This is a genomic window from Chitinibacter sp. FCG-7 (assembly GCF_040047665.1).
Lineage (GTDB): Bacteria > Pseudomonadota > Gammaproteobacteria > Burkholderiales > Chitinibacteraceae > Chitinibacter > Chitinibacter mangrovi.
Window position 1 is genome coordinate 2,684,498 of sequence record NZ_CP157355.1, and the last position, 12,084, is coordinate 2,696,581.

The following is a 12,084-nucleotide window of genomic DNA, read 5'->3' on the forward strand; positions in this document are numbered from 1 at the left end:
GAGACGTGGCAGCTTCACATCCATTACCAGACACTCATGGTGCCGATAATTGAGTATCGGCACTGGGTCGCCCGCGGCCTCGTTCCAATTAACTCCAAAAAGCCCATCCCATGCTCGCCATCACCGCCACCAATCACACACTCCAACTCACCGATCACCCAATCCCAAACCCTGCCGCGACGCAGTTGCTGGTCAAGGTCGCTGCGGCGGGGGTGAATCGTGCTGATTTGATGCAGGCGCAGGGCAAGTATCCGCCGCTGCCGGGGGAGTCGGAGATTCTGGGGCTGGAGATTGCGGGCGAGGTGGTGGCCCTTGGTCAGGGCGTGACGGATTTTAAGGTTGGCGACAAAGTGTTTGGCTTGGTCGCAGGTGGGGCTTATGCGGGGTATTGCCTGCTGGAGCAATCACTATCTATTCTGCAGCCCAATACCCTTGATGCCGTGGCGGCGGCCAGCTTGCCGGAAGCGTGGATGACGGCGTGGCTCAATCTGGTAGAGATTGGTCAGTTACAGCTTGATCACCACCGAGCGGGGCAGCCCACAAAGCGGGTGCTGATTCATGCCGGAGCCAGCGGTGTGGGTGCGGCGGCGATTCAACTGGCCAAATCGCTGGGCGCTTGGGTCGCGGTGACGACGAGTTCGCCGCACAAGCAGGCGTTCTGCCGCGAGCTGGGGGCCGATCTGGTGATTGATTATCGCGCAACGGATTTTGCTGCCGAGATGAGAGCCGCTGGTGGCGCGGATCTGATTCTGGATACCGTGGGCGGCAGTTATCTAGCCGCGAATCAGCGCTGCTTGAATCGTGACGGCCTGATGGTGGTCATCGGCCTGCTCGGCGGCGTTGAGGCGCAGCTTAATTTGGGCGTGCTGCTGGTCAAGCGCCAACGCATTGCCGGATCGACGCTGCGTAGCCAGCCGCTGGCGGTAAAGGCGCAGCTGGCGCGGGCTTTGCGCGAGCACATTGTGCCTCGCATTGTGAAGGGCGAGTATCGCGTTACGCTGGATCGCACCTTTGAGCTGGCGCAGGCGGCGCAGGCGCATGCCTATCTGGCGGATAATCAGAATCTGGGCAAGGTGGTGCTGCGCGTTGCAGAGTGAGGGTTGATCGCTGCCAATGAAAAAAGCCACCCGCTGGTGGGCGGTGTGGCTTGGACTAAGGGTTGCGCTTGCGTTTAGCGCGATTTGCGCAAGGCGGCAATTTGTCGGGCAAACAGCCCTCGGCGGATCAGTTCAAGTTGCATCAAGCTTTTCAGGCGGCGGGCGGTTTGGTAGAGGTAGCTTTGCGGTTGGGCTTGCTGCATGACCGCGGTGCTTTGCTCTTCAATGGTAATCAGCTCGATTGGTTCCAGAGATTTAGGGTTCATCGCGCACTCCAAATTAATGACGGTACGCTTAAGTATATGAATGGATGATGTTTTGTTGGTGTAAGCCGATGTGCGGCTATGCTGCACACCGGCTGTCGGAGACTAGGGGCTAGGAGTGAAAAAAAGCGTCGCTCGGGCAGATAAATCGCCACCATCGACCTTGACGCGGGCTTTATCAGCGTTTAGTCATTCTTCAGCGTCAAATTGCTCGCCATCCACCAGCCTTGCCACCGTTTTCAATGGCCCATCAGGCCGTAGTGCTCAAGCCCACTGTATCGCCAGAAGGCAGGCCTTCTTTTTCCCAGCGATCAAATTCGCCCATGATCGCTTCATAAGTTTTCTGGCTAATCTCCGGCAAAGTGCCGCCCAGAACCTCTTTGGCAGAGTCAAAGCCTTCCTGTACGGCCGCGCGGATTTTTTCCAGATTGGCCGGATCATCGCCAATGGCAAATTTGGCAAAGCTTAAAATCCGTTCGGCCACTTTTTTCACGCCAAACTCGCCGTCTTCGGCAATGGCTGCTTTGGCCGCGTCAATGGTGGATTGATCGGCATTCAATTTTTGCTCGCCGCTGACCACCAGCGTGAAATCCAGCCCTTGCTCTTCAACCAGATTGCGTACCAGATTGATCAGGCTTTCGGCTTGCTTTTGCGATTGCGCCAGCAGGGTTTCCAGATCGGGCGGCACAATGCGCGGATTTTTGCTATTGGCGCTGCCGGGTTTGTCGTAAGTCAGTGCCTCGGCGGGCTCGCCATTGAGCTCCACTTTTTCCTGCTCAACTGGGCTTTCCTTGGTGGCTGCGCTGGTCTGGCTACTGCTGCTGCGCAGCGTGACGGCGCTGCTGCTACTGACATTCACGTTGAGATTGCTGATTGTGCTGCTCATGATGACACCTCATCGAAATGGCTTGGTTTCTCTGTGATTATCGGCAGTTTCAGCGGCAAACTAAGGCTGAAATTGGCTTGGATGGTCTTATTTGCTGCTTTTTGGCGATTTGTTCTGACCAGCGGCAAGCGGGTGGTTCAGAATGCGCTGAACTTCAAAGTCGGGCAGGTAGCGACCCAGAATCCGCTCCAGCGTGCCATCGTCGCGAATCTCGCGCAGTAGCGCGTTCCACGCCTGAATATCCTGCGTGTTGAAATGCTGTTTGGAAAAAATCAGCCTGGCCGCAATGCCCCGATCGGCCGGTGCCCAGTCACGAATCGCTGGGCGGGTTTCAAATGCGATACTGCGCAAATAATAGGTATACGCCGAAGGATGGGCAAAAATGCCCTGCACCTTGCCGCTGCTAAGCCATTCAAACAGCTGCTGGCTGTCCTGCGCTTCATCAATCCGCTGCTGGCTGACCAGCTGGCGGATAAACGGCTCCAGCTGTTCGCCGTGTAAAAAAGACTTCACCTTGCCCCAGCGCAGCTTGGGCGCGGCCAGAAAATCTTTCGGCTCGGGGTATTGCGCTGCAATTGCTGCGGGCAGCACGGCCATGTTTTTCTGGATCAGGTAGGGCTCGCTAAAGTAGACAAATTGCTCACGCTCTGGTGCTTGCAGGCCGGATACGCTCATCATCAGGCTGCCATTTTTAAGCTCTTGCCAGATGTGTGCGCGGATCAGTACCTGAATGTTGAATTCACAACGGCTACGGCGTGCCAGCTCCTGCACCAGATCAGCGTCAATGCCTTTGTTTTTATGAAAAAACAGGCCAAATTCGTGCAGGCCAATGCTGATGGCTTGCGGGCAGCGCGGCTGCGCGCCAAGCAGGCTGGAATACAGCAGGATCATCAGGGGTATATGGATGCAGGCTTTATTCATCATGGCTTTCCTTGATATACATCCCTCTGTATTTGCCGTATACCGCCTAATTATTTCACTATAGATTCAAGACCCTAGCCGGGAAAATGCCGATCCGCTGTAAGGTCGGCACTGCAGCGCATCCGGCTTGCTCAATTGATAGAACGAACGTACACTTTAATGCTCTGGCAGATCGGCTGAGGCAGGAGGGGCGGTGCGCAAAATTATTCATATCGACTGCGATTGCTTTTACGCGGCAGTGGAAATGCGCGATCGCCCCGAGCTGCGCGAGTTGCCGATTGCCATTGGCGGCTCGCCCGAGCAGCGCGGTGTGATTTCAACGTGCAATTATCCGGCGCGTCGTTTCGGTATTCACTCGGCCATGCCGACCAAATGGGCGCTGCGGCAATGTCCGAATCTGATTTTGCTGCCGCATTCATTCGAGCGCTATCGCGATGCTTCGCGCCGCGTGCAGGCGATTTTTGCTGATTACACCGAGCGCATCGAGCCGCTGTCGCTGGATGAAGCTTATCTTGATGTCAGCGATCTGCCGCATTGCCACGGCAGCGCCACGCTGATGGCGCAAGAAATCCGCGCGCGGATTGAAGCTGAAGTTGGCATTACCGCCAGCGCGGGGATTGCGCCCAATAAACTGCTCGCCAAAATCGCCAGCGATTGGCGCAAGCCCAATGGGCAATTTGTGATTACGCCCGATGAGGTTGCCGCATTTATGCCGGCCTTGCCGGTGGGCAAACTGTGGGGCATCGGCAAAGTGACGGCGGGTAAGCTGGCTAGGCTGGGCTTGAATACCTGCGGCGATGTGCAGGCGTGGTCGCATGCCGATTTGCTGCGGGTGTTGGGGCGCTTGGGCGAATCCTTGTATTGGCAAAGCCGGGGCATTGACGAGCGGCCAGTGGCGCGCAGCGACAAGCGTAAATCGCTGTCGGTGGAGCACACTTATAATCAAGATTTACCCGATTTGGCTGCGTGTATGGCCAAATTGCCCTCACTGTATGCCGATTTTAGCCAGCGCCAGAGCCGTTCGCAGCGTGATACCCCACATAAAGCCTTTGTCAAAATCAAGTTTCACGATTTTACCCAGACGACGATGGAGTGCATTTGCCCTACGCCCGATCCGGCGGTGTTTGCCACGCTGCTTAGGCAAGCCTGGCAACGTGGCGCCAAGCCGGTGCGTCTGCTCGGGGTTGGTGTGCGTTTTGCCGAGCAGCGCGCCGCTGCGCCGCAAAATCTAAGCTTGTGGTAAGCGCCGTGTGGCAGGCTGGTAGATCAAACTCAGCGCGCACAGCAGGCTGCTGGCGAGCAGATAGCCCGCGATGACATCGGTAAAGTAATGCACGCCCAGTACCAGTCGGGCAGCGCCGGCTGCCATCGTCCAGCTGGCGGCCAATACCCACCACAGCCAGCGCCGCTGCGGCCAGTGCCGACTCATGATCAATGCCAGCGCGCAAGATAGCGTCAGCGCTGCCATCGCATGCCCGCTGGGCAGCGAATAGCCGCTGGCATACACCAGATGCTCCCACGCCGGGCGGCTGCGCTCGTAATGATTTTTCAGCAGCGAGTTGAGCAGCCAGCTGCCCACCCCGGCAGCCACCAGAAATGCCACGCCGCGCATATCCCGGTATTGGCGGCCAATCAGGGCGCTCGCAGCCAGAATCAGCAAGACACAGCCTACGCCACCGCCAATCTGGCTGAGCCAGCGGCTTAATTGCACGGATGCATCGCTGTGCGCATACGCCCATTGACCCAGCAGGGCGTCGAGATGGGCCAAGGTGGCGTAATGCTGTAGGAGCAGCCAGCAAGCCAGCGCAGTGCTGGCGCTGGCAATCAGGCGGCGGAGTGGGTAGAGCGCTGTCACGGTGGGCGAAGTCTTTTGCTGGGAGTCGGCACAAAACTTAAGCGCTTTTGCGCGATTTGACCCGGTATTTTTCACGCCTGAATAATGAACACGGTAGGGCGCTTGTTGATATTGGGCTCGGCGCGTTTTTTCCACTGGGCGGCTTCCAGCGTCAGGATTTCCTGTGCTGGCAAGGTCATATCGCACGCCACCGTGAGCCGGGTGCTGCCTTTTAGCCCATCACGCAGTGCTTGAAAGAGCGCCAGATTGCGGTACGGCGTTTCAATAAAAATTTCAGCCTGATTTTCTTTGGCCGAGCTCGCTTCCAATTGGCGCAGCGCTTGCAGGCGGCCTGCAGTATCGGAGGGCAGATAGCCATTAAAACGGAATTTTTGCCCGTTTGCGCCCGAGCCCATCAGCGCCAGTAGCAAGGACGAAGGGCCAACCAGGGGCGCGACTTTGATCCCGCGCTGATGCGCCAGCTGCACCAGCCGCGCGCCCGGATCGGCCACGCCAGGGCAGCCCGCTTCGCTCATCAGGCCGACGTCAAAGCCTTCAAGCAGCGGCTTGAGCAGCGCCGACACTTCATGATCCTTGGTGTGCTCGGATAATTCCTGCATCCACAAACTGCGCAGCTCATGCGGCGTGTCGAACATTTTCAAATGCGCACGCGTGGTTTTGGCGTTTTCAACGACAAAGTGCGTCAACTGCCTGGCGGTTTGAATCACGTCAGCGGGCAGAATATTGCTCAAGGTATCGCCGCCCATTGGAACGGGGATTAGATATAGAGTACCAGTCATCATGAAATTCTTTTTGAAATTACAAAGGAATGATTTTGTCGGCTGTGTGCTGGAAAACATAAGGGTCTGAGATTAGCTCAAACTGCTCATCGTCTGGGTAGCACACCGCACGATGGTAGTTTTCTCCCGCAAACGCCTTGATGGCATTTAAATCATCCCAATACGTTGCCAAGAAAAAATGCGCAAACGCGCCTTGAACTTCGTGTCGAATGAACGCGCCTAGATTACCAGCAGTTTGTCGGGCATGTTGCACGCCTGTTAATTCAAGATGCCTTAGAAATCCGTCCGCATGCTGAAGAGGGACGCAACCATGCCATGTTCTAACAATCAATTTATTATCCCTTAACTTTTATGATGAGTTATTGGTTTGGCGTGCGGATTAATTCAGAGCATCAACGCCTTCATTAGCCAGCATCGTCACCAGCTCAATCAATGGCAGGCCGATAATGGCGCTTGGGTCGGTGGATTCGATTCTCTCTATCATCACGATGCCCAGCCCCTCGGTTTTGGCGCTGCCCGCGCAGTTATAGGGCTGTTCGCACTGCAAATAGCGCTCGATCTGTTCGTCGCTGTAGTTGCGCATCGTAACGCGGGTAATATCGACGATGCTCTGGTGTGTGTCGGTGGCGGTGTTGTACAACGCCAATGCAGTATGAAAATCAATGCTCTGGCCGCGCATGGCCTGCAGCTGCCGAACCGCGCGTTCATGATTGCCCGGCTTGCCCAGCTGTTCGCCATTGAGCAGTGCGACCTGGTCCGAGCCGATGATGAGACTATCTGGAAACTGCTCGGCCAGTACGCGGGCTTTGGCAATAGCGAGGCGTTCGCTGGTTTGGGCGGCGCTCTCGCCAGCGAGCGGTGTTTCATCCAGATCAGGTATCGCCACGCTGAACTCAAGCCCCAGCCGGGAGAGCAGTTCTTTGCGATAGGGCGAGCTTGAGGCCAGAACGAGGCTTAAATGGTGAGTGGCTTGTTTTTTCATCAGAAATTAATGCTTCCCGCAGTTGCGCTGCAATTGACACAAGTAGGCGGACGATTATATCATGCGCGGTTTCCGGTTCTACGCCCCAGCCTATATGACTGTGATACATAGCGCGGAATTTGCGCAAGAAGCTAGAGAACTCAAAGGCTCTATACCGCTTGCCCAACTTACCCGGCTTGCCGATCAGTTGGCCGATACGTCAGGCGAAGTATTCTGGCATATCGAAAGTGGTGTAGATCGCTTGCAGCGCCCCTGGCTTTATTTGGAAGTAACGGGAACCCTGCAGCTGGTGTGTCAGCGTTGCCTTCTGGGCGCGCCTTGGCAGCTCCACAGTGAAACCGTGTTGACTCAGTTTGCCAGCGAGGAACAAATCGACGAAGCCGAAGCGCTCGACGAAGACCTTGAAGGCATCTTGATCGATCCGGAGCTGGATATTGAAGCACTGGTTGAAGATGAGATTTTGCTCGCTTTACCCGTAGCGCTGACGCATGAAGTATGTGGTGGCGACGAAGCGCTAGCCAAATTGGCGAGCGATAAACCTAATCCGTTTGCAGTCCTGGCTCAGTTGAAAACCAGGAAAGCGGAATGACAACTGAGTATTAAGGAGTTTTAACATGGCAGTTCAACAGAATAAAAAATCACCTTCGAAACGTGGCATGCACCGCGCTCACGACTTCCTGTCTGCACCAGCTTTGTCTGTAGATGCTGCGACTGGTGAAGTTCATCGCCCGCACCACATTTCTCCAAACGGCTTTTACAAAGGCCGTCGTGTGATTAAGGCCAAGGGCGAGTAATTCAGTCGCGAGTCATTCGCGCTTTGGTGCCTCTCTAAGCTTTTTTGCTTAGTCTTGCGGCGCAAGTGAGAAACCTCGCTTGCGCCGTTCGTCGTTTTAGGATCAGAAATGGATATTACCGTTGCAGTTGATGCCATGGGTGGCGATCACGGCGCGCATGTGACCGTGCCTGCTGCCCTGCGTTTTTTGCGCGATAACCCCGATGTGAATATTGTGCTGGTGGGCTTGACCGATGCGCTGGAGGCTGAATTGAAAGCCCGTCAGACGCAAACCGGGCCGCGCTTGCGTATTCACGCGGCATCCGAAGTAGTGGCGATGGATGAATCGCCGCAACTGGCCATGAAGAATAAAAAAGATTCATCAATGCGCGTGGCCATCAATCTGGTGAAATCCGGCGAGGCCAATGCTTGTGTCTCGGCAGGCAATACCGGCGCGCTGATGGCAACCGCGCGATTTGTGCTCAAGACGATTCCGGGTATCGATCGCCCGGCCATTGCCAGCCTGATGCCAACCATGAAAGGCAGCCAGACGCTGATGCTCGATCTGGGCGCAAATGTCGATTCGACGCCAGAGCAGATTACCCAGTTTGCCATTATGGGCTCGGCCATGTTTGCGGCGATCAAGCAGAAAAACGCGCCGACTGTCGGTCTGCTCAATGTCGGCTCGGAAGACATCAAAGGCAATGAAGTGGTTAAAGCTGCCGCCGAAATGGTGCGCCAGACCCGACTGAATTTTGTCGGCAATGTTGAAGGCAATGACATCTACAAAGGCACGGTTGATGTCGTGGCCTGTGACGGTTTTACCGGCAATATCACGCTCAAGGCCTCGGAAGGCGTGGCGCAGATGTTCAATACGGCGATGAAAGCCGAATTTACCCGCAACTGGTTTACCAAATTGCTGGCGCTGGCGGCGATGCCGGTATTGAAAAGCTTTAAAAACAAACTGGATCCGCGCCGTTTTAATGGGGCGTCGTTTCTGGGTTTGCGCGGCATTGTGGTGAAAAGCCACGGCGGTGCAGATGAAATCGCATTTTACTGGGCGCTGGCCCAGGCCGTTGAGGAAGCTCGCTCCAGCCTGATTCAGCGTATTACCGATCAAGTGCAGCATGAATTGCGGCATTTTGACGCCACAGATGCCGGTGAAAAATCGGCAGCGGAACAGTCCGTCTGATTGGGCGCGCCAAGCGCAGATTAATAATCAGGCCAAGGAGTCGGTTGTGATTTATTCCCGTATTGCAGGCACTGGCTCGTATTTGCCAGAGCGTATTTTAAGCAACCATGAGTTGGCGCAAACCGTTGATACCAGTGACGAATGGATTGTCAGCCGCACCGGTATTTCTTCGCGTCATATCGCCGCCGACGATCAATTAACGTCTGATCTGGCGCTCATCGCAGTTGAGCGCGCGCTCGAAAGTGCTGGTGTCGCTAAAGAAGACGTCGATTTGCTGATCGTTGCCACCACAACGCCGGATAATATTTTCCCGTCAACCGCGTGTTTATTGCAAAACAAACTGGGTGTGCATGGCTTTCCAGCTTTTGACGTACAGGCGGTGTGTGCGGGTTTCGTCTATGCACTCACCACTGCGGATGCGATGGTCAAAAGCGGCGCTGCCAAATGTGCGGTGGTGGTTGGGGCGGAAAAGCTATCCAATCTGATTAATTGGCAAGATCGTGGCACCTGCATTCTGTTTGGCGACGGCGCGGGTGCGGTGGTGCTCACCGCTTCGGACGAGCCGGGCATTCTTGCGACCAAACTCAAAGCGGATGGCCGTTACAACGGTATTTTGAAAACCGCAGCGCGCCCAAAACAAGGCGTACTCGACGGTGAACCGTGGATTTATATGGAAGGCAATGCGGTCTTCAAATTTGCCGTGCGTGCGCTGGCCGAGATTGCCGAAGAAACACTGGCTGAAGCCGGTCTGGAAAAAACCGATATTGACTGGCTGGTGCCGCATCAGGCCAATGTGCGCATTATCGAATCGACCGCCAAGCATCTGGGCATGGCGATGGAGAATGTGATCGTGACGCTGGGTGAGCAGGGCAATACCTCGGCCGCATCGATTCCGCTGGCGCTCGATCATGGTGTGAAATCGGGCAAGATTCAGCGTGGCCAGACCATTCTGATGGAAGGAATTGGTGGTGGCTTTGCGTGGGGTTCTATTCTCGCCAAGTATTAACAGATTTGATCAAAACGGCGCACACAGCGCCGTTTTTATTGCAGTGAAACAAGTGTTTTAGGAGTTTGCGATGTCGTTAGCATTTGTATTTCCCGGTCAAGGTTCACAATCGATTGGCATGATGAATGGCTGGGCTGATTCTGCGCATGCTGCGCTGGTTAAAGCCACTTTTGACGAAGCTTCCAGTGTACTGGGGCAGGATTTGTGGGCCATGGTGAACGACGGTCCGGCCGATGAGCTGAATGCCACCGTGAACACCCAGCCGGTGATGCTGACCGCCGGTGTTGCGGCATGGCGGGCATATCTGGCTAGCGGCGGCGCAATGCCAGTGATGATGGCCGGACATAGTCTGGGCGAATACACCGCGCTGGTGGCGGCTGAAGCCATCAGTTTTGGCGATGCTTTGCAGCTGGTTCGCCTGCGTGCCGAAGCGATGCAGGAAGCCGTGCCAGCAGGTACTGGCGCGATGGCGGCGATTCTGAATCTGGCCGACGACGAAATCATCGCAGCGTGCGCCGAGGCTGCGCAGGGTGAAGTGGTGCAGGCGGTGAATTTCAACTCGCCCGGTCAGGTGGTGATTGCCGGTAGCAAGGCCGCCGTTGAGCGCGCCTGCGAAGCGTGCAGGGCGCGCGGTGCGAAACGTGCCTTGCTGTTGCCCGTGTCAGTGCCATCGCATTGCGATCTGATGAAGCCAGCAGCCGAAAAGCTGGCGGCCAAATTAGCAACATTAACGATCAATGCGCCGATTGTGCCTGTCTTGCACAATGCCGATGTGGCTGCGTATAGTGACGCCGCTGCCGTGCGCGATGCCCTGGTGCGTCAGCTGTATCAGCCGGTGCGCTGGGTAGAAACCGTGCAGAAAATGGTGGCTGATGGTGTCACCGTGGTGGCCGAATGCGGCCCGGGTAAAGTGCTGGTGGGGTTGAATAAACGCATCGCAGCCGATTTGCCTTCGTTTGCGCTGCTGGATGCGTCCTCGCTGGATGCGGTGAAAGCGGCCATTTAATCAGAATGTGTTAATAGGGGTATATGCTTGTAGAGAACGGCTAGACTGTGCTCTGAGCATATACCTGCTAATCATTGAGAGGTATTTATGAGTTTGCAAGGTAAAGTGGCACTGGTAACTGGCGCATCACGCGGGATTGGTCAGGCGATTGCACTGGAGCTGGCCAGCATGGGCGCAACGGTGATTGGTACGGCAACCAGCGACAGTGGCGCTGCAGCGATTGGCGACTATCTGAAAGCGGCTGGCGCAACTGGCGCTGGCTTGCGTCTGAACGTGACCGAAGACGGCGCGTGTGACGCCACCGTGGCGCAGATCGAGAAAGAATTCGGCGCAATTGCGATCCTGGTCAATAACGCCGGTATTACGCGTGATAACCTGTTGATGCGCATGAAGGACGAAGAATGGGACGCCATTATGGATACCAATCTGAAACCGGTTTACAAGCTGTCCAAAGCCGTGATGCGCAATATGATGAAAGCGCGCTGGGGCCGGATTATTAATATCGCCTCCGTGGTTGGCGCCACCGGTAATGCCGGTCAAACCAATTACTCGGCAGCTAAAGCGGCGCTGTTTGGCTTTACCAAGTCATTGGCCAAAGAAATTGGCAGCCGTGGCGTGACGGTCAACGCCGTAGCACCGGGCTTTATCGACACCGATATGACCAAAGGTCTGCCGGACGAGCAAAAAGCGCATCTGGTGGCCAATATTGCGCTGGGCCGCCTGGGCGACCCACAAGATATCGCCGATGCAGTGGGCTTTTTGGCTTCCGATAAGGCGGCGTACATCACAGGCAACACCATCCATGTAAATGGTGGGATGTTTATGAATTAATCGGGTAAAATCGCCAGCGATTGTGATTTTGCCGGATCGGTGCAGTAAAAAAAACCGCTCGCGCGGTAGCAAAATTACTCAAAAACAAGTAAATTTGCGCTTTATTGCACCATGTAACTGTTTGCATCGCCAAATTATTGGTAGAATGCGAACGCATTTTTCAGAAATTAAGCTAACAAGGCTTGGGAACTAAATCCATGGAAAACATCGAACAGCGCGTGAAGAAGATTGTTGCTGAGCAACTGGGCGTGCCAGAAACTGACGTTAAGATTGATTCTTCGTTTGTTAACGACCTCGGCGCCGACTCACTCGACACCGTTGAACTCGTTATGGCCCTCGAAGAAGAATTCGAGTGCGAAATCCCTGACGAGGACGCTGAAAAAATCACTACCGTTCAACAAGCAGTTGACTACGTTAACGCTCACCTGAACAAGTAATCTCGGTGATTCCAGACCTCCGCTATGGCTTGCTGTAGCGGGGGTTTTATTTTATCT

Annotated in this window: 16 protein-coding genes; 9 read left to right on the top strand and 7 right to left on the bottom strand. The window is 55.3% G+C overall.

Annotated features, from left to right (window positions below; genetic code table 11):
* Positions 1 to 110 precede the first annotated feature (110 nt).
* Positions 111 to 1,097, top strand: a complete 987-nt coding sequence (locus tag ABHF33_RS12680; RefSeq protein ID WP_348944293.1) for an NAD(P)H-quinone oxidoreductase — start codon at positions 111 to 113, stop codon at positions 1,095 to 1,097.
* Positions 1,098 to 1,171: 74 nt separating this feature from the next.
* Here ABHF33_RS12680 and ABHF33_RS12685 read toward each other — a convergent pair whose 3' ends face one another.
* The 3 genes from ABHF33_RS12685 to ABHF33_RS12695 all read right to left on the bottom strand — a co-directional run bounded on the left by ABHF33_RS12685 (position 1,172) and on the right by ABHF33_RS12695 (position 3,170).
* Positions 1,172 to 1,363 (bottom strand): hypothetical protein, encoded by a 192-nt coding sequence (locus tag ABHF33_RS12685; protein ID WP_157670116.1) that lies wholly within the window; start codon positions 1,361 to 1,363, stop codon positions 1,172 to 1,174.
* 247 nt (positions 1,364 to 1,610) lie between these two features.
* Positions 1,611 to 2,246 (bottom strand): hypothetical protein, encoded by a 636-nt coding sequence (locus ABHF33_RS12690; protein ID WP_348944294.1) that lies wholly within the window; start codon positions 2,244 to 2,246, stop codon positions 1,611 to 1,613.
* An 87-nt stretch (positions 2,247 to 2,333) separates the two neighbouring features.
* The gene (locus tag ABHF33_RS12695; protein ID WP_348944295.1) at positions 2,334 to 3,170 is read right to left on the bottom strand and encodes a substrate-binding periplasmic protein; all 837 of its coding nucleotides are present in this window, start codon (positions 3,168 to 3,170) and stop codon (positions 2,334 to 2,336) included.
* Positions 3,171 to 3,360: 190 nt separating this feature from the next.
* On the opposite strand from ABHF33_RS12695, the gene dinB reads away from it, so the two are divergent.
* Entirely contained in the window at positions 3,361 to 4,410 is a 1,050-nt protein-coding gene (gene dinB, locus ABHF33_RS12700; RefSeq protein WP_348944296.1) for a DNA polymerase IV, read from the top strand.
* On the opposite strand, the gene ABHF33_RS12705 is transcribed toward dinB, so the two are convergent.
* The 4 genes from ABHF33_RS12705 to ABHF33_RS12720 form a co-directional block, all read right to left on the bottom strand.
* Entirely contained in the window at positions 4,396 to 5,022 is a 627-nt protein-coding gene (locus tag ABHF33_RS12705) for a phosphatase PAP2 family protein (RefSeq protein ID WP_348944297.1), read from the bottom strand. The genes dinB and ABHF33_RS12705 overlap by 15 nt on opposite strands.
* 71 nt (positions 5,023 to 5,093) lie before the next feature.
* The gene (locus ABHF33_RS12710) at positions 5,094 to 5,804 is read right to left on the bottom strand and encodes an SAM-dependent methyltransferase (protein ID WP_348944298.1); all 711 of its coding nucleotides are present in this window, start codon (positions 5,802 to 5,804) and stop codon (positions 5,094 to 5,096) included.
* A 16-nt stretch (positions 5,805 to 5,820) separates the two neighbouring features.
* Positions 5,821 to 6,132, bottom strand: coding sequence for a hypothetical protein (locus tag ABHF33_RS12715; RefSeq protein WP_348944299.1), 312 nt, complete (start codon positions 6,130 to 6,132; stop codon positions 5,821 to 5,823).
* A 48-nt stretch (positions 6,133 to 6,180) separates the two neighbouring features.
* Positions 6,181 to 6,783 carry a Maf family protein gene (locus ABHF33_RS12720; RefSeq protein ID WP_348944300.1) on the bottom strand — a complete coding sequence of 201 codons (603 nt, stop codon included), beginning with the start codon at positions 6,781 to 6,783 and terminating at the stop codon, positions 6,181 to 6,183.
* A gap of 61 nt (positions 6,784 to 6,844) precedes the next feature.
* On the opposite strand from ABHF33_RS12720, the gene ABHF33_RS12725 reads away from it, so the two are divergent.
* The 7 genes from ABHF33_RS12725 (at position 6,845) to acpP (ending at position 12,027) form a co-directional block, all read left to right on the top strand.
* Positions 6,845 to 7,372 (top strand): YceD family protein, encoded by a 528-nt coding sequence (locus tag ABHF33_RS12725; protein WP_348944301.1) that lies wholly within the window; start codon positions 6,845 to 6,847, stop codon positions 7,370 to 7,372.
* A gap of 25 nt (positions 7,373 to 7,397) precedes the next feature.
* On the top strand, positions 7,398 to 7,577 hold the full coding sequence (gene rpmF, locus ABHF33_RS12730; protein ID WP_157670101.1) for a 50S ribosomal protein L32: 180 nt from the start codon (positions 7,398 to 7,400) through the stop codon (positions 7,575 to 7,577).
* Between the two features lie 108 nt (positions 7,578 to 7,685).
* On the top strand, positions 7,686 to 8,747 hold the full coding sequence (gene plsX, locus ABHF33_RS12735) for a phosphate acyltransferase PlsX (RefSeq protein WP_348944302.1): 1,062 nt from the start codon (positions 7,686 to 7,688) through the stop codon (positions 8,745 to 8,747).
* Positions 8,748 to 8,793: 46 nt separating this feature from the next.
* Positions 8,794 to 9,753 carry a beta-ketoacyl-ACP synthase III gene (locus ABHF33_RS12740; protein ID WP_348946636.1) on the top strand — a complete coding sequence of 320 codons (960 nt, stop codon included), beginning with the start codon at positions 8,794 to 8,796 and terminating at the stop codon, positions 9,751 to 9,753.
* 70 nt (positions 9,754 to 9,823) lie between these two features.
* A complete protein-coding gene (gene fabD / locus ABHF33_RS12745; protein ID WP_348944303.1) occupies positions 9,824 to 10,759 on the top strand; it encodes an ACP S-malonyltransferase in 936 nt (311 codons plus the stop codon).
* 87 nt (positions 10,760 to 10,846) lie between these two features.
* Positions 10,847 to 11,590, top strand: coding sequence for a 3-oxoacyl-ACP reductase FabG (gene fabG / locus ABHF33_RS12750; RefSeq protein WP_348944304.1), 744 nt, complete (start codon positions 10,847 to 10,849; stop codon positions 11,588 to 11,590).
* Between the two features lie 197 nt (positions 11,591 to 11,787).
* Complete coding sequence (acpP, locus tag ABHF33_RS12755) at positions 11,788 to 12,027, top strand: acyl carrier protein (protein ID WP_028449818.1); 240 nt, start codon at positions 11,788 to 11,790, stop codon at positions 12,025 to 12,027.
* Positions 12,028 to 12,084: the final 57 nt, after the last annotated feature.

What these genes read in the sequence shown, in the direction of transcription:
- fabD (WP_348944303.1), top strand. Translation starts at nt 9,824, where the DNA reads ATGTCGTTAGCATTTGTATTTCCCGGTCAAGGTTCACAATCGATTGGC.
- ABHF33_RS12680 (WP_348944293.1), top strand. Translation starts at nt 111, where the DNA reads ATGCTCGCCATCACCGCCACCAATCACACACTCCAACTCACCGATCAC.
- ABHF33_RS12695 (WP_348944295.1), bottom strand. Translation starts at nt 3,170, where the DNA reads ATGATGAATAAAGCCTGCATCCATATACCCCTGATGATCCTGCTGTAT.
- ABHF33_RS12710 (WP_348944298.1), bottom strand. Translation starts at nt 5,804, where the DNA reads ATGATGACTGGTACTCTATATCTAATCCCCGTTCCAATGGGCGGCGAT.
- plsX (WP_348944302.1), top strand. Translation starts at nt 7,686, where the DNA reads ATGGATATTACCGTTGCAGTTGATGCCATGGGTGGCGATCACGGCGCG.
- ABHF33_RS12690 (WP_348944294.1), bottom strand. Translation starts at nt 2,246, where the DNA reads ATGAGCAGCACAATCAGCAATCTCAACGTGAATGTCAGTAGCAGCAGC.
- fabG (WP_348944304.1), top strand. Translation starts at nt 10,847, where the DNA reads ATGAGTTTGCAAGGTAAAGTGGCACTGGTAACTGGCGCATCACGCGGG.
- ABHF33_RS12725 (WP_348944301.1), top strand. Translation starts at nt 6,845, where the DNA reads ATGCGCGGTTTCCGGTTCTACGCCCCAGCCTATATGACTGTGATACAT.
- acpP (WP_028449818.1), top strand. Translation starts at nt 11,788, where the DNA reads ATGGAAAACATCGAACAGCGCGTGAAGAAGATTGTTGCTGAGCAACTG.
- ABHF33_RS12720 (WP_348944300.1), bottom strand. Translation starts at nt 6,783, where the DNA reads ATGAAAAAACAAGCCACTCACCATTTAAGCCTCGTTCTGGCCTCAAGC.
- ABHF33_RS12685 (WP_157670116.1), bottom strand. Translation starts at nt 1,363, where the DNA reads ATGAACCCTAAATCTCTGGAACCAATCGAGCTGATTACCATTGAAGAG.
- rpmF (WP_157670101.1), top strand. Translation starts at nt 7,398, where the DNA reads ATGGCAGTTCAACAGAATAAAAAATCACCTTCGAAACGTGGCATGCAC.